We start from the raw sequence: 20,241 nt of genomic DNA on the forward strand, positions 1-20,241 counted from the left end.
GTATCAGCGATAAAAATAAATATTAGGGATAAAAAAACCTCCTTATGCGGAGGTTTTCTGCTTCGTAAAATTTTTACACAAAAAACGCCCCTCAACTAAGTGAGGTAAAAAAGAAAATAAAGAGTGCGAATGTGTTTTTTATGTTCATTTTTTTACTCTAGCGATCCTTGAGATAGAGTTCAAGCACTAATAGCTACTCAAGGTTAATTTATACTTGGTTGCTTGTGGTAAAAATGGCGTTGGTTTGCCGTTAACCCAGTCACTGTGACCTTTGCCAAAATAAGGGCTCCAAGGATGCCCAGCTTGACTAGTCGGCATATGAAATATCCCAGATTCTTCATGACCAGGAGAGACAATCATACGTTCTGATGCACCAAAGCTACCGCCGTCAACTCTGGGCATATAGCTATCGCCAGGCAATGGTTCTACCGGCATATTGAGCGAGTCACCAAATAATGGAATGGCGTTAGCAAGCGGGTGTTTAATTGCCGCAGCATTTAATTTGCCCCAAGTTGCGTCTGAAAGTGGCTGCTCGGCAGTCATTTCGGTTAATGCAGCTTGTAATGATTCATCGAACAATTGTTGCCAAGTAAGGTTATCAGCCAAAAAGTGCTGAGGTTTATTTTCAACTAATTGCCAAAGCACTATTTCTAATTGATGGCGAATATTTTTTAACTCAAAATTGCTATCAATTTGGCTTAAATAATGATCGAGTTGGTTAAATACTCGTTCTTTTAATTTTATTTTGAAGGTTTTAACCAAACGATAAGCGATTGAGTCTACCGCTGCTGCAAGTTTATCTGTGGTTAATAACGCCTTGGCCTCTCCCCAATCAGCATGTTGCTTAATTGACGTTTCTGTTAAAACATCTGATAACAATAGCTGTTGCCAGCGTTTTAAATATAACGCTTCTGTATCTAAGGCAATTGCTAGTAAGTCTTTTTCTGAAAATTGTGTTTTTTCAAATAGGCGTTTTTGAATTTGCTGGCCGCGAGCACCAAGACTGTAACCACCGTTGCCGATTTTTGCCAACATTTCACCCCCGACAATACGAGAGTTTGCTGTCCATAAGCGGCCTTGTGCTGGCGATTTTACTTTGGGATATTCATCTGCCGGTAAATAGCCATTCCAATAGTTCTCACCTGTTGACCAATCGCTGGGTAAATCACCTACTGAACCTACTTTACGTGGCATGGGCCCCATAATGGTCCAGCCTATATCGCCATGTTTGTCGGCAACCATCATATTTTGGGCGGGAATACCTGAGGTTGCGGCAATTGCAAAAGCTTGGTCAACAGATGTTGCGGCTTCAAGTTGGATATGAGCTAAATTTACAGCGTTAGTATCATGTGCTACCCAGCGATAAGCCAGTAATTGCCCTTGGGCAGTTTCGCCAATGACTGGTCCCCAAATAGTTTCTAGGGTGTTGAATTCAACTGAGTCTTGGCCTTTAACTGCAATAATCTGGCGGTGTTGGCTAAAAGGCTTATAACCGTCTGGTGTTAGGTATTGCTGTTTATCTTTTGTTGTTTTCAGGGTTATAACGTCACTCCAGTCGCCATAGCTATTAGTAAAGCCCCAAGCGATATTACTGTTACTGCCTACGACAACATTGGGTGTGCCCGGCAAGGTAGCACCAGTTACGACCACATCTTGATCGTCTTGCTGATAGTGAAGGGACGCTCGATACCAAGTATTAGGTACGCGAATATTCAGGTGCATATCATTGGCAACAATTGCCGCTCCAGTGGAGGATAGATCCCCCGAAACTGCCCAGCTATTGGAGCCAATAACGTTTATATCAGCAAGCTGATTACGAGCATTGGTTAAACTGGTTAGTATGTCACTAGGAAAACTAGTGGGCATAGCTGAAGGGCTGAACGTTGTACCGTCAATTGCAGCATCCCATTGGCTACCTTTGGGGGTTAAAAAAGCAAATAACTCCTCAGATAGAGCCGCTTTCATAATGCCTAGACTACGTTCGCGGCTACCATCTGACGATTGCAAGTCTAAATACATGCTAAATACAGATAATACGGTGTCTTCTTCTTGCCAAAGTACAGGTGTTTGTCTGAGTAGTAAGTATTCAAGTGGGCTAACATTTAGTCGTTCTAGACCTTGATTTACACCTCGAGTGTACGCCTTAAGAATGGCTTGCTCATTCGGATTTAACTGACTAACTATTTTTCTGGCACGTTCACGAAAGCGATGTACGCGAATTTTTTTGTCATAATCTAATGCCATTTCGCCAAATAAACTTGATAGCTCTCCGGCAGAGTTTCGTCGAAGTAAATCCATTTGGAAAAAGCGTTCTTGGGCATGAACAAAGCCTAACGCCATAGCCGCATCATTGCGGTTTTCTGTGGTAATAGTGGCAACACCATTTTCATCTCGTTCAATTGTCGCAGTTTCTTGTAAGCCAAACAAAGTGACATTGCCTTCAAGCTGCGGCAAAGCACTGTCAATTTGGCTATATATCCATGCCGCTATAGTGGCAAAGATCAATATTAAAAAAAGCAGTACGGCGGTTAGAATTTGTTTAATATTTTTCATGTCGTTTTTTATTATTGTTTAATTAAATTGAACGTTACTTTCCAAGTTGTTTTGGCTAAGTTATTTGGGCAGGTTGTTTTAGCTAGGTTATTTGGGCTAAGTTTATATGGAATTTAGCGTTAAATTTGGTTTTAAAACCTTTCCAAGCCTGCGAGTTATAGAATTGTTTGCTCTAGCTTACGTTTTGCGGCAAAAGCTTGCACCTATATTTTCTAATTATTTACGTACAACGCGCGATATTCTCTGTCGAAAAAGACAGCTTTAAACCTATCACATTATTATGTTTATAAACTAAGCTAATGTTTTAGCTTAACAATTTAATTAGTGTAAATAATCATTAGCTGAAATGTTAGCACAATGTAATAATATTGGCGGGTTGGTGGCTTATTTTATGCAAGTTTTATATTGAGGCTATTAGTAAATAGGCTTGATATAAAAGCTGTTCGACATTATTCGACAGTATTCGATATTGTTCGACATAATGGTAAGTTCAATCCTTAACGGTTACTGGTTAATAACTTCAAACAAGGCAAAAGCTTTGGCGTCTATTATTGTAATCATGTTAAGAACAATAAAAATCAGGAGGTTACATGTCTGAAGACGTGAAACGATTTGTGCAAATTGGCGATTGGTGCTTTGAATTAAAGTTAGTCAGAGCATTGAAAGTTAAAGAATATGGTCAGCCTTATTCTGCAATCGCTAACTGTAATATTAATGGTGACTCTATGTATGTTGATGGTTTAGTCACTAAATCTGAAGAAGAGTTTACGAAAGAAGACTTTATGACGTTTTATCAGTTCACTGAAATGATGGGGCTGGATAATTTCTCTTATCATAGATACCACAACGGTAAATCGGTTACTAAAGAAGTTAAAGTAAAAAAATCAACGGTTTCTGATGAAAAATTAAACACGGACGCTGACTACATTAAGTTAGTGAAATAGCTTTGTAATATTGTATACAACCCTCTGTACACCTAATATATTCTGAAAATTTCAATTAAATAAAAAGAAGACAACGATGGATCGTATGTCTGATTTTTGCTATTATCCTGCGCGATTTTTGTACTACTTGTTTTGAGATAGTTTTGTTGTATATCGTTAAACGAAAATTTTATTTTTTATTCAGTGTCTTAGCTGTATCGCTGCTGCCGCTTGTCATGATGAACTCCATTTCACCTGTGGAAACTTTTCTGGTGTTTAGTGGTGTATTGACGATTTCAATGTATCTATATCGTAAGCAAATTAACTGGCAAATCAGCCAAATTTTTATTCGTATTTTATCTAATAGACCAGCTGAAAAACCTAACCTAATTTCATCTTGGCTTTCGTCAAATATTCGCCGCGTTGAAGAATATATTTATCATTTAACGTTGGAGCGAGATAGTTTTGCGGCAACATTAGACGCGATAAATGATGCGGTAATAAGAACGGACAACCAAGGAAAAGTGCTGGCAGTAAACAATGCTTGTTTAGCGTTATTTAATTGTGAACACTCAGCATTGCTTAATCAAGATTATGATTTATGTCAGCGCGCGATAGCTTGCGAAGATCATCATATTGATTTTAGTGAGGTATTAATAAAACTTGAGCAGCAATCGCAAGGTAACGTTTTATTTAAGTCGGTATTTCATGTTGATATGAATAATCGTTTGTTTGCTATTGAGCGTCAAATTACCCCTATTTATCAGCACGGAAAACTTAGCGGTACCGTTATAGTGCTGCGTGACGTTACTAAGGCTGAAAAGCTGAGAAAACGTCTGCGTTTTCAGGCGAATCACGACAATGTGACTAAGCTGTATAATCGTTATAAGTTTGAACAGCGTTTAACCGATGCATGGCATGAAGCAATAGACAGCGATGTACAACACGCGCTAGTTCATATTGATATGGATCGTTTTAAGCTGATTAATGACAATGCTGGTCATGCAGCTGGCGATCAATTATTGAGAAATGTTGCTGGGATCTTACGTGAAAATGTGCGCTCTAGTGATGTTTGCGCCCGTATTGGCGGTGATGAATTTGCGATTTTACTGTATCGAATTACCCCTGAGATAGTTCAGAAAGTGATGGACAAGCTGAACCAAGCACTTAAACAAACGCCTTTTAATTTTTCTGGTCAGGTTTTTGAAGTAGGCGCAAGCTTAGGTGCAACGCTAATTAATCGGTTATCACCACCTTTAACCGAAGTAAAACAGCAAGCTGATACCGCCTGCTTTATCGCAAAAAATAAAGGGATTAACCACAATCAAATTTTTAGCCAAAGTGATAGCCAATTAACCTCTCTGCAGCAAGAGCCGCAATGGGCAGCAAGGATCCACCAAGCGTTAGAAAGTGATCAGTTTGTTTTGTTCTTTCAATCAATTCAGGCATTAGATGCGAGTAGTAGAGAAAAGCAACATATTGAAATTCTGCTGCGTTTGAAGTCGGGAGGCAAGTTATTAAGCCCGAACGTGTTTTTGCCTGCAGTGGAACGTTTTCGTTTAGCGGATAAAGTTGACTTCTGGGTGGTATCGAAGACATTTGCTTGGTTAGAGCAACAGCCGAGTATTTGGCAGAATCAGGTGGTTGCGATCAATTTATCAGGTGACAGTGTTACCAATAATGACTTTATTGAACGAGTTTTGGCTAGTCATCAACAATGTAACTTCCCAAGCTCAGCAATTTGTTTTGAAATTACTGAAACCGCGGCCATAGCTGATTTAGCAAAAGCTAAAATCATGGTGGATAAACTTCGAGATGCTGGCTTTAACATTGCCCTTGATGATTTTGGCAAAGGCTTTAGCACCTTTAGTTACTTAAAAAGTTTACCTGCACAATATATTAAAATTGATGGCAGCTATGTTGAACAAATTCTGACTAATAATAGTGATCATTCCATTGTTAAGGCTATTGCTACTATGGCAAAAACCATGGACATGAAAACCATTGCTGAATTTGTCCAATGCGACAATACCAAAGCCTTACTTAGTGATATTGGTGTCGATTTTGTTCAGGGTTATGGTATTGATATGCCACAACCCTTGGCAGAGTATGATATCTCAAAGGCGATTCATTAAATCCTCACTAACAAATAACTAACAAATAATTCGTTAACCATTGCTTAGCTCATTATTTGTTACCGAATCAATATTGCTAAAAATCACCAGTTAGTTAAGCTAGCCAGTAATCCTTTTTAAAGAGTACTGGCTTAACGTGGTGTGTAACTTAGGTATGACAAGTCGCTGGAAAAGTGATTTTACTGTGCTGACTGACAATCCAATATGGTCAGCGTTACCTTTTTCTCCGTCGTACCAGCCAACGGCTGCTAGTTTACCGTTACACTATTTAGATACCGCGGCAACGTGTTTAATTCCTAAAGTGGTTGCTCAAGCAAGCCACCATTATCAAGCACACTTTCATGCCAATAGTCATCGTGGTTTTTATCCGCTATCGGCAATATTAACCGAGCAGGTTGAAAAAATTCGTCAGCAAGTGGCTGATTTTTTTCGTGCGCCCTCGGCCAATAATATTATTTTTACTTCTGGCACGACAGCGGCAATTCATCAAGTAGCCCATGGCTATATTAAGTCGCTACTGACTGAAAAAAGTAATATCATTGTTAGTGCCGCAGAGCATCATGCTAACTTCTTACCGTGGCAGCAATTGGCTCAGCAAACAGGGGCTGAGCTCAAGATTATTCCGGTTAATGACATGGGGCAGATGGACTTGGAGGTACTTGCCGAACAGCTCAATGAAGATACCGCAATCATTACCGCATTTCATACTTCCAATGTTTTGGGCACCACTAATGATATCACGGCTATTGTTAAACTAGCGCGGCAATTTAATGCCAAAGTCTTGGTTGATGGTGCGCAGTACGTTGCCCATAACCCGCTAGATTTTCAAACACTCGGTTGCGATTTTTACGTGTGCTCTGGCCATAAATTATATGGCGGCAATGGCATTGGCGTACTGATCGCCAGCGATGAGGGCATTGCTAAGATGTCTCCAGTAATACTAGGTGGTGGCATGGTCGAGCGCGTAACAAAAGATCATAGCACTTGGCTAAGTGGTACTAGAAAATTTGAAGCGGGCACGTTAAATACCCAAGCACTATTTGGTTTATCGGCAGCGCTTAGCTATTTAGCCGATGCCAGAATAAATCACGCGCAAAATCATATTGCTAAGTTAAGTGATTATTTACTCATGCGTCTTAACTCGATAGCTGAAGTGTCGTTGCTATGCCCTAAGGGGCAAGCGAGTGGTATTGTTGCATTTAACTTAAATGGCATTCACAGTCATGATGTCGCCTCTGTATTAGCTAATGATAATATTGCTGTTAGAGCGGGCCATCATTGTGCTCAGCCTTTACATCAGGCATTAGGTTGTAACACCAGTGTTCGAGCGTCATTAGGGCTTTATAATGATAAAGCAGATATCGATGCATTAATTAGCGGGTTAGAACGCGCGGTTGCTATATTTCAGCCAAGCGCCAATTTAAAGCCATCACTAAATCAGCAACAAAGTTAAGTGCTACTTTAATCAATAATTAGGAAAGTCTAACGACTTATGGATCATACGCTTTATCAGCAAGCAATGTTAACTCATTATCAAAACCCTTGTGGTTTTGAACAAGCTATTCGAGCAGATAGACAAGAAAGTGGTTATAACCCTGCCTGTGGTGATGAAATTACTATTGAACTGCAATTTGCTGGTGGCAACGGCAAAGGCGCGGATAAGGTTATTGCGGCAAGTGCATTTACCGGTCATAGCTGCGCAATTTGTCGGGCATCGGCTTCAATATTGTGTCAGCAATTAACCAGTATTGACCTAAAAGCGGCAACTAGCCTAGTGACATCAGTATTTAATGCCATAACCGATAATAGCGAATTAACCGGAGATATCGCGCCACTCAATGCAGTATTTAATTTTCCAATACGAAAACAGTGTGCTTTACTGCCATGGCAAGTAGCAGTGAAATGTTTAACCAAAACAGAATCACAATTAAGCCAGTCACAGAAAAGCGAATCACAATAAACCGTTAGTAAAATCAAGAGACGATAAGTAAGCATAACTCACGACTAGAGTTTAAAACTTTACGAGGCGAAAACGTAAATAGATGCAAGAAAATTGGTTGGAAATATCAGCGCAGTTTGCCAAAAGAGGGCGTTTTGTTTTGGCGGTTATTGTTAACACCCAAGGCGCTACTTACCGCAAAGCTGGCACCATGATGTTAATTAACGAGCTTGGGGAATGTACTGGTCTGTTAAGTGGAGGCTGTTTAGAAGCTGATATCGCTCTACATGCAAAGTCGGTTTTTGATGGCAATCAATCGAAATATGTCCATTATGATCTCACCGCAGATGCCGACTTACTCTGGGGATTAGGACTCGGCTGTGAAGGTGTTATCGATATTTTGCTGTTGCTATTATCACCAGACAATCATTATTTAGCGTTTGACCATGTATTAGCAGCAGTAGCCAATCGACAAACCGGTCGCTACTGGATACAGCTGCCGGACTCTCTATCTGATTGTCGAACTGATAGTCGAACTGATAGTCGAATTGAAAATCAAGCTGACAGTCAAACTGCGCTTGCAGTATTTAACCCTGATATTAATCAGCTGACCTTAGCTATAAAAAGTACTAATACAAGTGCTCAAGCAAATGAACATGCAAACCCAGACCATAAAAAATCGCGTTGGCTTTCTATTCCTATTACTCCACCCATAGCGCTTGGCGTTGTTGGGGCCGGTCCTGATGCTGTGCCATTAGTGACTATGGCCTTAGAAATGGGCTGGCAAGTGCAGTTATTTGACCATCGAATTAATGCGCTTGCTCAGCATCACGCAAAGCCCGACAGTCCAAATTTACAATCATTAATTAAACTTGAGCTAAGGGCGGACAATGCGACACCAGACGACTTTAATGGTGTAGATGGTGTTGTGGTGATGACCCATAATTTAACTTTTGATCAGCAATATTTAGCTTGTTTAGTGGCAAGTGATGTCGGCTATATTGGTCTATTAGGGCCCGCTGCGCGCAAACAGAAAATGTTTAAACAATTAGGGTTTGATAGTGATGAACTTGCGAGTCGAGTTTTTGGCCCAGTAGGTTTGGACATTGGTGGCAGAAGTCCTCAAGCCATTGCTTTATCTATATTAGCGCAGGTTCAGCAGCAACTAACGGAAAAAGTGGTAAGCCACCAATGCCAGATTATTGATGGTATGGCTACTGATGGCTTGGTCTCGGAGAGCTTAGTTTCGGAAACCTTAGTTGCTAACGCTAGGGTTAGTGAAGCAGGCAATGAGTAAACCAAACTTAAGCGTTATTATTCTAGCTGCTGGCAACTCCAGCCGCTTAGGGCAGCCCAAGCAGCTAGTACAGTATCAAGGAAAAACCTTATTAAATCGGGCAATAGCCTTAGCAAAAGCGGTTTCTAAGCACATAGTGGTTGTACTAGGTGCAGATGCGACGCGAATTGCCGCGAGTATAGAAAATGAGGTTGACAGTAAAGTTGAAATTAATGATGAAACTAATACTCGCGTCGCTAGTTCTTTAGTGATCAAAATCAATGAAAACTGGGCATCTGGTTTAGGCAGTTCGATAGCGGTGGGTGTTAAAGCACTCCACCATCAAAAAAATCAGCAAACTGATGCGGTTTTATTAATGTTAGTGGATCAATGGCAATTAACTCGAAGCGATATTACGCGGCTTTATCAGCAATATTGCCAAAATCCGACTAAGATTATTGCCAGTAGCTGGCAAGAAAACATCAATGAAGGCACTACGTTTGGGCCACCTGTCATTTTTCCGAAAGCAATGTTTACAAATTTAACCGAGCTTTCAGGCAACAGAGGTGCTAAACCTATCATAGTCAGTGACATGCACAATTGTGAATTAGTGCCGATGGCGAGTGCTGGGGCTGATTTAGATACGCCAGAACAATTACATAGCCTGAGGTTAGGGTCTGTTGATATTAAGAATAAATAACGATTATAAAAATTAAAGCAATCAAGGAACTACAAATGATCACGTTGAATGTAAATGGTAAAAAACATCAATATCACGATGATGAGAATATGCCACTGCTGTGGGCATTACGCGATATTTTAAAATATACCGGTACAAAATATGGTTGTGGTAAAGGGCTATGTGGTGCCTGTACTGTCCATCTAAATGGTCAGCCAATTAGAGCCTGTGTCACACCGGTTTCAACGGTCGGCGATCAAACAATTACGACAATTGAGGGATTGTCAGAAACTGGTGAGCATCCAGTTCAACAAGCATGGCAGCAACTCAATGTCCCGCAATGTGGTTATTGTCAGTCAGGTCAAATCATGTCGGCAGTTGCTTTGCTTGAATCCAATCCTAAGCCAAACGATCAACAAATTGATATGGCAATGAGTGGTAATTTATGTCGCTGTGGCACCTATGAGCGCGTTAGAAAAGCCATTCATTTAGCTTCAGACTTAGCCATTGAAGTGAAAGGAGGTAAGGCATGAACGTCGATGTGAAGACAAATGCTAAAACCGATGTGCAAACAGTAGAAAATGTTAGCCGCCGTAGCTTCTTAAAACAATTAGGTATTGGCTCTGGTGCGCTTGTACTAGCCGTTAACCTTCCTGGCATTAATAGTAACATTAGTGGTCTTCCTAAAGCGCTTGCCGCTGAGTCTGCGACAAAGTTTGAGCCCAGTGTTTATGTGCATATTAATGCTGACAACACTATAGGTATTGTGGTTCATCGCTCAGAAATGGGACAAGGCATTCGCACTAGCATTCCAATGATCGTGGCTGATGAATTATCTGCTGACTGGCAAACGATCAAGGTCATTCAAGGCTTAGGTGATAAAAAATATGGTAGTCAAAATACCGATGGCTCACGTTCAGTTCGACGTTTTTATCAGCCGCTAAGAGAAGCAGGCGCCATTGCTCGTACCATGTTAGAACATGCCGCGGCATTACAGTGGAATGTGCCAGTAACAGAATGTTACGCCAAAGAAAGCCGTATTTATCATAAAACTAGCGATAAGTCGGTAAGTTATGGTGACTTGGTTGGCCTTGCTGCAACTATGCCGGTACCTGACGCCAAAGGGCTGGCATTTAAGTCTAAAAAAGACTTTAACTTTATTGGTAAATCTCATGTCGCGTTAGTTGATGGGCACGATATCGTCACGGGCAACACCACTTACGGTTTTGATGTTGAATTACCTGAGATGGAATACGTAGTTATAGCCCGTCCACCGGTGCTGGCGTCTAAATTGGTCAAATTTGACGCAACGAAAGCGAAAAAAATTAGCGGCGTGATTGATGTTGTGGCCTTGGATAATGTTGAAGAGCCCGTTATTTTTAAACCGCTAGGTGGAGTTGCGGTGATCGCAACCAATACTTGGGCGGCTACGCAAGGGCGAGATGCCTTGGAAATTGAATGGCAAAATAGCGATCATCAAAACTATAACTCAGCAAGCTATAAACAAGTACTGGCAGACAGTTGCTATAATGCGGATACTATTTTACGTAAAAAAGGCGATGTCGAAGCAGCTTTGGCAGCGGCTGACAAAGTGATTAATGCCGAATATTACGTGCCAGAATTAATTCATGTACCGATGGAGCCTCCAGCGGCAACCGCTCATTATCATGAAGGTATCTTTGATATTTGGGCGTGTACGCAAACGCCACAATCTGCCCAAGGAACGGTGGCACAATTACTTGGTGTAGAACCTGAAAAAGTCAATATTAATGTCACGCTACTTGGTGGCGGTTTTGGCAGAAAATCTAAGCCCGATTTTGTCGTTGAAGCAGCGCTATTATCCAAGCTTCGTAACAAACCTGTAAAAGTCATGTGGACGCGGGAAGATGAAATCAAAAACGGCTATTACCACGCGGTGAGTTATCAAAAATTATCGGCAGGATTAACCGCTGATAATCAGGTAACAGCATGGCGACACAATGTTGCGCTACCAACTATTGCCTCAACCTTTAGTAAAGGGGCAGATGTGATTGGCTCAGAAGCTGACTTAGGGCTAATCGATATGCCGTATCAAATTGACCACGTGCAATGCGCGGCAGGTAGAGCTAAAGCCCATACCCGTATTGGCTGGCTACGCTCGGTTACCAACATTAATCAAGCGTTTGCTATTTGCTCATTTGCTGATGAACTTGCTAGTGCAGTTCAACAAGATCCGAAAGAATATCTATTATCATTGATTGGCGAAGATCGCTTGCTTGATTTGGCCGCTGAGAATGCAAAATATGGTAACTATGGTGAATCACAAGAGAGTTTTCCGGTAGACACGGCACGATTAAAAAACGTGCTAAATCGAGTGGCAGATCTGGCAAATTGGCAACAGAAACGACCTAAGGGCAAAGCGTTAGGGATTGCGGTTCATCGCAGCTTTGTCAGTTATGTTGCTTGTGTTGTTGAAGTATCTAAAAACAGCTCAGGTAAAATATCGGTTGATAAGGTTTGGATGAGCGTTGATTGTGGTACAGCGGTTAATCCAGAGCGCATTCGCTCACAAATGGAAGGTGCGGCTGTTTTTGGTATCTCGCTTACCTTCTTTGGTGAAATTACCGCTAAAGATGGCGTGATTGAACAAAGTAACTTCCATGATTACCCCATTGCTCGAATAACCGATGCGCCGATAACAATTGTTGACATTGTTGAAAGTGACCATCCGCCAGGTGGTGTTGGTGAACCGGGTGTTCCTCCCGTGGCACCGGCTATTTGTAATGCGATTTTTGCGTTAACCGGCAAGCGGTATCGAGAGCTACCATTAAATAAACAAGGTATTATCTAGTTAGTAATAAGTACTGTTATTAAATACTATGGTTATTAACAAATAGCTTTATTTAACAATAATTTGTTGGCACTAATGCTTATTTAGCGAAAGCCAAAAACAACCATTAAAAACGTCTAATCGAGATTCTACGGTTAGGCGTTTTTTTATGGGGCGAATTTAACCCTAAAAATTTTACTCAATTTTAGCTTTTTCAATTACCCGAATAATTCAGATTTTGGTAGCATAGCGCCCAAGAAATAGCGCGCTAGCAATTTAGCGCGGAATACATTTTAGAGTGGAATACATTATGGCTTCTCTTCAAGAGCAACTATTAAAAGCGGGTTTGACCACTAAGCAAAAAGCACGTCAAGCCAATACTGACAAACGTAAAAAAAACAAGCAAAAGCGCAGCGGCGTTAATGTTGAAGTTAGCTTGCAAGAGCAAGCAAGAGCGGATATTGAAAAGCAAAAAGCCGATAAGCTCGCCAAAGATGCCGCGCTAAATGCTGAGCGTCAGGCGCAATTGGCGGAAAAGGAAAAGCACCAGCGTATTTTACAAATTCTTCAGCATCATCAAGTGGCCGATATTTCTGGTGAACTTGAATATAACTATACCTTTGGCAATAAAATTAAAAAATTAATGGTCAATGAGGTAAGTCAGAAAGCCTTAATTAATGGCCGATTATCTATTTGCGGCCTTGAAGAAACAACTTATGTGGTGACTGCTGAAACCGCTGAAAAAATTGCCAGCTTAGCGGCAGATGTTGTGCTGTTGAAAAATGACAAAACAGAGCAGGTAGCCGATGAAGATGACCCATATGCGGCTTATCAAATTCCTGATGACTTAATGTGGTAATGATTTAGCTGTGGTAGAATCCGCGGCGTTTTTTCAGGAACTTTTATCAGGAATTAAAGAGGTATTCATGGCAATCATCAGATGGTTAGTTGGGCGTATTGTGTTATTAATTAACTTTATTACCCAACCCAAATCACCGAAATTAACTGCCGAGCAGCAAGCAGATATTGCTGAAAAAACGGCACATTTAAGTTTATATCAGTTACCGGCTTGTCCATTTTGCGTAAAAGTAAGACGGGCGATGAAAAGACAAGGTATTGATATTGAATTAAAAAATATCAAAGACTCCCAACAAGGTTTTCGTGATGAGTTAGTTCAATTTGGTGGTAAACCAACGGTGCCGTGTTTACGTATAGCTGGTGACGGTGTTGATGCAAGCAGTGCTCAGTGGTTATATGAATCAAACGACATTATTGCTTACTTGGAAAACTTAGTAAAAAAGTAGCGATTGAACTTCGTTGCTGAAAGTTTTTGCTGCTGCGCAGGTCTTTATAAATATTGCCGACATTTAGTCGGCTTTTTTATTGCTTAAGCTTTTCTGCTTAAGTTTTTTGCTTACGTTTTAAATGGCATTTTATGCGCTATTTTTTTAAACGAATTAAGCTAATTACCACAAGGTGTTGATAGTGGAGGGTTTATGCTAATTAAATCGCGTAACATTGGTGAATTGACCGAACATGATGTAACCGATGAGCAGGTTTACCTTAGCAGGCGCACGTTACTCAAATCACTTGGTTATCTTGGCGCAGGAAATTTGTTGGCGCAGTCAATGAATGCTTCCGCAACCTCTTTCGATTTTTGGTCGACAAAAGACTCGAACAAAGAGTCAAGCAAGTTTGCGCAATCAGCGCTGACCTATAAACAAGTGCCTCAAACAACACAAACATTAACGCCTGAAGCTAAAATTACTACCCACAATAATTTTTATGAATTTGGATTAGATAAATCAGATCCGGCGGCTAATGCTCAACAATTTAAAGTTAACCCTTGGCAACTGACCATTAGCGGTGAAGTAGCAAAATCAATAACGTTAGACTACGACGATTTGTATAAGCAATTTCCGCTTGAAGAGCGTATTTATCGTTTACGCTGCGTTGAAGCATGGTCTATGGTCATTCCTTGGATAGGCTTTCCATTGGCAGAGCTGTTAAAAAAAGTACAACCCACGTCGAAAGCGAAATATGTCGCCTTTCAAACACTGTATGATCCTAAGCAAATGCCAGGGCAAGCAAGTCGTAGAATTGGCGGCGGTATTAATTACCCGTATGTTGAAGGTTTGCGTTTGGACGAGGCAATGAACCCACTAACCTTGCTCAGTGTTGGTTTATATGGCAAAACCCTACCACCACAAAATGGTGCACCGATTCGCTTAGTCGTGCCATGGAAATATGGCTTTAAAAGCATTAAATCTATTGTTGGCATTAAGCTTGTCGAACATCAGCCGCCAACCACATGGAATTTATTAGCCCCACATGAATATGGTTTTTATGCCAATGTAAATCCTACGGTGGATCACCCAAGGTGGAGTCAAGCGAGCGAGCGTCGTATTAGTGATGGCGGTTTATTTGCCCGAAATCGAATACCAACGCAAATGTTTAATGGCTATGCTGAACAAGTCGCGCATTTATACAAAGGCATGAACTTAAGCAAGTTTTATTAATTCAGTTGGCATAGTTTATTGAAAAGGTAGTTAATCTTTGAATCTAGTTGTTTGGAAAACCTTAGTACATTTATCTGCGGCAGCGCCGTTAGTCTGGTTATATTGGGGCGCTTATTTCGATACTATCGGTGCAGATCCAGTCGAGCGGGTCATTCATTTTACCGGCATAGGCGCATTGCATTTACTACTTATTACGTTAACTCTATCGCCGCTAGCGAAACGCCTAAAAAAGCCAGTGTTAATTAAATTTAGAAGGTTGCTGGGTTTGTGGGCATTTACTTACTCCTTGATTCACTTAATAAATTTCATTGCCTTTGAATTGCAATTTAATTGGTCATTAGTATTTGGTGAAATTATTGAGCGCCCATATATCACCGTTGGCTTTACCGCATTGCTGATATTAACCAGTTTAGCTATTACGTCTGTTGATAAAATAAAACGTCAAATGGGCATAAACTGGCAGCGACTACACAACTGGGGTTATGTGGCGACAGTTTTGGTGGTGATACATTTTTATTGGTCAGTGAAATCAGATATATATGAGCCTGGTTTATATGCAGCTATTACGCTATTTCTGCTGGCGCAACGCTGGCAGCGCATTAAATCATGGCTAGGGCTGAAGTAAACTGCATAAACGTCTGTTCTGTCAGTTGTTCTAGCCATTTTATTTGCTATTCAATTTAGCCACCGCAATTAGTCACAATGACTGAGCACCTCGACTGAGCATCTTGTTTAAGCAGCTTAACTAAGCATTGCATCTAAGTATTTATATTTAGTATTTATATTTAGCATTTTAACGCTGCACATTAGTTGGCATAGACATTAATCTTGCTAGGCAAGTAGTTGGTCGCAATTGCTGATGAAAACCTCTAAGATAACTTGTTGTTAACATTTATTCATACTAATGTAGCTAGGTTCTTATAGTTATAACGACTTACTTAAATAACGATATTGCTCACTTGCTAGCCATTTTTTTGGATTAGCCAATTAAGAGCAAAACTAACGGGAAAATCACCATGCAGAAATTGATACCATCTTTAGTGATGGCGGCGGTGTCTGTTGCTTTAACTGGTTGTATGCAATCAGAAAAGCAAGACGCTAAAGTCAAAATTAATAAAAATCCATACCCTAGTACTTATCAAGTACTACCTCAACAAGCCACACTAATCAAAAATGCCACTGTCTTAGTCGGTAATGGTGAGCGTCTAGATGGTGCTGATGTCTTATTTGTTGACGGTAAAATTAGCCAAGTTGGGCTTAATTTATCTGCTGACGGTGCTGAGGTAGTTGACGGTAAAGGTAAATGGGTAACCCCTGGTGTTATTGATGTGCATTCGCACCTTGGTGTTTATCCAAGCCCGTCGGTTGAATCGCATTCTGACGGTAATGAAATGACTGCGCCTAATACCTCTGAAGTTTGGTCTGAACATAGTGTTTGGCCACAAGATCCAGGTTTCCAAACTGCTCGTGCAGGTGGTATCACGACCTTACAAATTTTACCAGGCTCAGCGAACTTATTCGGCGGCCGTGGTGTTACCTTAAAGAACGTGCCTAGTCATACTATGCAAGGCATGAAATTCCCTGAAGCACCTTACGGTTTAAAAATGGCTTGTGGTGAAAACCCGAAACGCGTTTATGGCAGCCGCAAACAAGCACCAGGTACTCGCATGGGGAATATGGCTGGCTATCGCATGGCATGGGCTGAAGCGACTGAGTACAAACGTGCTTGGGAAAAATATGAAGCTGATTATGCCGCAGGTAAAAACCCAGAAGCACCAGTTCGTGATATTGAATTAGATACACTTAAAGGTGTGTTAGACGGTGATATTTTAATTCATAACCACTGTTACAAAGCCGAAGAAATGGCAATGATGATTGACCTTGGTAAAGAGTTTAACTACAAATCAGGCACTTTCCATCACGCTATTGAAGCTTACAAAATTGCTGATAACTTAGCAGAAAATGGCAACTGTGCGGCAATGTGGCCAGATTGGTGGGGCTTCAAAATGGAAGCTTATGACATGATTGAAGAAAATGTTGCTGTTGTTGATGCGGTGAAAAATTCATGTGCCATTGTTCACTCAGATTCAGCCACAACAATTCAACGCTTAAACCAAGAAGCCGGTAAAATTATGTACCGTGCTAATGAAAATGGCTTTGCCTTAACTGAGGCTGATGCAATTCGTTGGATCACAAGTAACCCTGCAAAATCATTAGGTATTGCTGATAAAACAGGTAGCTTAGAGCAAGGCAAAAATGCGGATGTGGTTGTCTGGAACGCCAACCCGTTTAGTGTTTACGCACAAGCTGAGCAAGTGTTTGTTGATGGCGCAAAAGTGTATGATCGTTTTGACGAAAAATACCAAGCGCAAAGCGATTTTATGTTAGGTCAGGAATAAGGCGAGGAAATAACTATGAAATTATTTAAATCATCTCTAATCGCCTTAGCGTTGGCGACAGCTGCATCAGCGCAAGCTGCTAGTTTGGCAATTATTAATGCTAAAGTTCACACAGCTTCTAGTGCTGGCGTGTTAGACAATGCCACTGTTGTGGTTGTAGACGGCGTGATCAGTGAATTAAACCCTGAATCAGTTTCTGCTGATCAAATTATTGACGCTAAAGGTCGTGTATTAACGCCTGGCTTTATCACATCAATTAACCAGCTTGGTTTAGTAGAAGTTGGCGCAGTATCTCGCACGCGTGATGCTCGTGAAAAGAAAGCTGATATTACCTTTGATCCGAGTTTAGCGTTTAACCCGAAATCTACTGCTATCGCTTATACCCGTAAAGGCGGTATCACCAGCAATATCTCAGTGCCTCAGGGCGGTGATGATATGTTTAAAGGCCAAAGCTTTGCCGTTAACTTAACCGGTGAATTTGATAGCATTATTCAAACGCAAAATGGTGTAGTAATTGAGTTAGGAAGTAAGTCTGAAGGCTCGCGCGCTACAGAATTACAAGCATTAACTAATAAGCTAGAAGATGCACAAAAAGCCTTAGCTAAAGCGAAAAAAGACGACAAGAAAGACGACAAAGAGCCAAAGCGTGATGAACAGGTGTTAAATCAGCTATTAGCGGGTGAAAAACCATTACTTGCTTATGTTGATCGCGCAACCGATATTTTAGCGATGTTGTCACTTAAACAGCGTTTTGGTCTTGATTTAGTGCTATTAGGTGCTGCGGATTCAGTATTAGTTGCTGATGAAATTGCCAAATCTAATACGCCTGTAATTATGGGCGCAATGCGCAATTTACCTCAAAGTTTTGATTCACTGCACACTAATTTAGCCAATGCCGGTAAATTGGCTAAAGCAGGTGTAAAAGTGTTATTAACTGTTGATGGAGATACGCATAATGCCCATCAATTGCGCTTTACAGCGGGTAACGCTGTTGCTAATGGCATGGACTATGAGCAAGCATTAGCGGCAGTGACAGCAAACGTTGCTGATACGTTCAAGCTAAACTCAGGTCGTATTGAAGTGGGTAAAGCGGCTGATTTAGTGCTTTGGAGTGCAGATCCGTTTGAATTAAGCACTAGCGCAGAACATGTGTGGATTAATGGCGAAGAACAATCACTAGAAAGTCGTCAAGACAAGTTACGTGATCGTTACATGGCTACTACTGATATGCCACGTGCTTACGTAAAATAACAGGAGAGCGCTACTATATAGGTGGCGCCGAGTTTTTATTTGGTTAATCTAAATTAACAAAAAGCCAGCATCTCGCTGGCTTTTTTTATCGCTCAATCTGACACGCTTTAATAAGTCAAAGATCAAGTTGGTACCAATGCTTGGCATTGTTAAATAGTAACGCTGATTGCTGTGCGTTTGACAGCGTTAGCTTTTCAACATACCCCAGCCACAGTTCGTTATAACTGCGAGTAAATAGCGTTAGTGGGAAATTACTGGCCAGCATTACCCGTTCAATTGAGAACGCTTCAATAATGTGGTTGATTATCAATTGCACATCGGTCAATTGATATTGCCGGTCAATCATCTCCCAACCCGAACACTTTATTGCCACGTTTGGGTAATTAGCGAGTAACGAGAGCCCTTGCCGCCAGTCATGGTTCACATGAGATAAGGAATTGGGCAAGCCTGCATGATTAATAATACAAGTTAGTGACTCAATGTTATTAAGGTATTCGCCAAACAACTCAACCGCTTTAAGCGCTGAAAATGGCAGCTGTAGTTCAAATAATAACTGGTGTTTTGCAAGTGCGGTTAAGTTGGTAAAACAATGCTCCGATGACAAAATTTGCATCGCATCATCGTCCAAAATATGCCGAACGCCAACCACGGAGCTAAATGCGGTTAGCTGATGTAGCATGGCGTTAAACTCAGCTGGTGGCAAAGTTAGATCAATGGTCGCGACGCTGCGAAAAGGTAAGTTACTTTTAGTTTTTGACCAAGCAGCCTCTAACCAAGCAATTTCACGCCAAGGCTGTTGGTTGTCAAACCCCGCTTCAATATAGACAAAACCAGCGAGGGAAAGAGGCGCTGATAACACGAGATCATCAGTGGAAAAGCTACGATTAATCACCGATTTATCTAGCCAAAACGGTGGGTTTTCCGGTTTTAGCCAATGATAGTTACCTTCAGCTAAATCAAATAAATGTATGTGTGGATCGACGATTTTCATCAAAGTACTTATTTGGAAGCCATACTGCGTTATTGCGCGGTATAGCCGCCATCAATAACCTGCAAACTGCCAGTGATAAAACTGGCCTGATCCGACGTTAAAAAATAGGCGAAGTCGGCAACTTCCTTAGGCTGACCTAAACGGCCAATTGGCTGCAAAGCTGCTTCTTCTTGATGAACCTGTGTTTTGTCAGCGTCACTCGCTTGCACGTACCTATCAATTGCTTGGTGGTAAAGTGGTGTTTCAATGGTACCGGGGCATAAAGCATTAGCACGAATATTAAATTCTGCGTAATCAAGGGCAGTAGTGCGTGCCATAGAGGCTAATGCCGATTTAGACAGGTTATAGGCAAACGAATTACGTTTGCCAATTACTGCTTGGTCGCTGGCAATATATAAAATAGCGCCATTATTTTGCTGGCGCATAAACGGCAAACTTGCTTGAGTGGCAGCGTAGGCTCCTTTAACATTGATATTAAAGACACGTTCTAAGTCTTGTTCAGTGGTGTTTTCAATGTTGCCAGAAAAGTGAATACCAGCATTTAAGATTAATATATCGATACCTTGGGTGTTACCGATTTCGGTTATTGCTTTTTTTACGGCGTCAACATCGGTCATATCGCAAGGAATAAAATGGCCGCAATCACTGGGTTGAATATCTAAATTATAAACAGTGTCGCCTTGTTCGATAAATTTCTGCGCTATGCTCAGGCCAATACCTGAACTCGCTCCGGTGATAACACATGTTTTGCCCATTGGTGTTTTGCC

17 protein-coding genes are annotated in these 20,241 nt (G+C 41.1%); 14 read left to right on the top strand and 3 right to left on the bottom strand.

All coding sequences use genetic code 11. From position 1 onward, the window contains the following. Positions 1-186 precede the first annotated feature (186 nt). Positions 187-2,553 (bottom strand): penicillin acylase family protein, encoded by a 2,367-nt coding sequence (locus ACOB82_RS02515; RefSeq protein ID WP_448211366.1) that lies wholly within the window; start codon positions 2,551-2,553, stop codon positions 187-189. A 590-nt stretch (positions 2,554-3,143) separates the two neighbouring features. Between ACOB82_RS02515 and ACOB82_RS02520 the strand changes: the two genes are divergently transcribed. The 14 genes from ACOB82_RS02520 (at position 3,144) to ACOB82_RS02585 (ending at position 18,483) form a co-directional block, all read left to right on the top strand. After that, on the top strand, positions 3,144-3,497 hold the full coding sequence (locus tag ACOB82_RS02520) for a hypothetical protein (RefSeq protein WP_448211367.1): 354 nt from the start codon (positions 3,144-3,146) through the stop codon (positions 3,495-3,497). A gap of 215 nt (positions 3,498-3,712) precedes the next feature. Then, complete coding sequence (locus ACOB82_RS02525) at positions 3,713-5,611, top strand: putative bifunctional diguanylate cyclase/phosphodiesterase (RefSeq protein WP_448211368.1); 1,899 nt, start codon at positions 3,713-3,715, stop codon at positions 5,609-5,611. 154 nt (positions 5,612-5,765) lie between these two features. Then, positions 5,766-7,064, top strand: a complete 1,299-nt coding sequence (locus ACOB82_RS02530) for an aminotransferase class V-fold PLP-dependent enzyme (RefSeq protein ID WP_448211369.1) — start codon at positions 5,766-5,768, stop codon at positions 7,062-7,064. A gap of 39 nt (positions 7,065-7,103) precedes the next feature. Next, on the top strand, positions 7,104-7,571 hold the full coding sequence (locus ACOB82_RS02535) for an iron-sulfur cluster assembly scaffold protein (protein ID WP_448211370.1): 468 nt from the start codon (positions 7,104-7,106) through the stop codon (positions 7,569-7,571). An 82-nt stretch (positions 7,572-7,653) separates the two neighbouring features. Next, complete coding sequence (locus tag ACOB82_RS02540; RefSeq protein ID WP_448211371.1) at positions 7,654-8,847, top strand: XdhC family protein; 1,194 nt, start codon at positions 7,654-7,656, stop codon at positions 8,845-8,847. Then, positions 8,840-9,526, top strand: a complete 687-nt coding sequence (locus ACOB82_RS02545; RefSeq protein WP_448211372.1) for a nucleotidyltransferase family protein — start codon at positions 8,840-8,842, stop codon at positions 9,524-9,526. Before ACOB82_RS02540 ends, ACOB82_RS02545 begins: the two co-directional genes overlap by 8 nt. Before the next feature lie 35 nt (positions 9,527-9,561). After that, positions 9,562-10,038, top strand: coding sequence for a (2Fe-2S)-binding protein (locus ACOB82_RS02550; protein ID WP_448211373.1), 477 nt, complete (start codon positions 9,562-9,564; stop codon positions 10,036-10,038). Beyond that, positions 10,035-12,335: a molybdopterin cofactor-binding domain-containing protein gene (locus ACOB82_RS02555; RefSeq protein ID WP_448211374.1), complete on the top strand. Its 2,301-nt coding sequence runs from the start codon at positions 10,035-10,037 to the stop codon at positions 12,333-12,335. Before ACOB82_RS02550 ends, ACOB82_RS02555 begins: the two co-directional genes overlap by 4 nt. 289 nt (positions 12,336-12,624) lie before the next feature. Beyond that, positions 12,625-13,173 carry a DUF2058 domain-containing protein gene (locus ACOB82_RS02560; protein ID WP_448211375.1) on the top strand — a complete coding sequence of 183 codons (549 nt, stop codon included), beginning with the start codon at positions 12,625-12,627 and terminating at the stop codon, positions 13,171-13,173. A 67-nt stretch (positions 13,174-13,240) separates the two neighbouring features. Next, a complete protein-coding gene (locus tag ACOB82_RS02565; RefSeq protein ID WP_448211376.1) occupies positions 13,241-13,618 on the top strand; it encodes a glutaredoxin family protein in 378 nt (125 codons plus the stop codon). Between the two features lie 192 nt (positions 13,619-13,810). Further along, positions 13,811-14,833: a protein-methionine-sulfoxide reductase catalytic subunit MsrP gene (gene msrP, locus ACOB82_RS02570; RefSeq protein WP_448211377.1), complete on the top strand. Its 1,023-nt coding sequence runs from the start codon at positions 13,811-13,813 to the stop codon at positions 14,831-14,833. A gap of 37 nt (positions 14,834-14,870) precedes the next feature. Beyond that, on the top strand, positions 14,871-15,458 hold the full coding sequence (msrQ, locus tag ACOB82_RS02575) for a protein-methionine-sulfoxide reductase heme-binding subunit MsrQ (RefSeq protein WP_448211378.1): 588 nt from the start codon (positions 14,871-14,873) through the stop codon (positions 15,456-15,458). A 391-nt stretch (positions 15,459-15,849) separates the two neighbouring features. Next, positions 15,850-17,232 carry an amidohydrolase gene (locus ACOB82_RS02580; RefSeq protein ID WP_448211379.1) on the top strand — a complete coding sequence of 461 codons (1,383 nt, stop codon included), beginning with the start codon at positions 15,850-15,852 and terminating at the stop codon, positions 17,230-17,232. Between the two features lie 15 nt (positions 17,233-17,247). After that, complete coding sequence (locus tag ACOB82_RS02585; protein WP_448211380.1) at positions 17,248-18,483, top strand: amidohydrolase family protein; 1,236 nt, start codon at positions 17,248-17,250, stop codon at positions 18,481-18,483. 115 nt (positions 18,484-18,598) lie between these two features. Here the strand turns inward: ACOB82_RS02585 and ACOB82_RS02590 are convergent, their stop codons facing one another. Beyond that, a complete protein-coding gene (locus ACOB82_RS02590) occupies positions 18,599-19,474 on the bottom strand; it encodes an amidohydrolase family protein (RefSeq protein WP_448211381.1) in 876 nt (291 codons plus the stop codon). Between the two features lie 29 nt (positions 19,475-19,503). Beyond that, a complete protein-coding gene (locus tag ACOB82_RS02595) occupies positions 19,504-20,229 on the bottom strand; it encodes an SDR family NAD(P)-dependent oxidoreductase (protein ID WP_448211382.1) in 726 nt (241 codons plus the stop codon). Positions 20,230-20,241: the final 12 nt, after the last annotated feature.

The sequence above is a fragment of the Colwellia sp. MEBiC06753 genome (genome assembly GCF_053470325.1).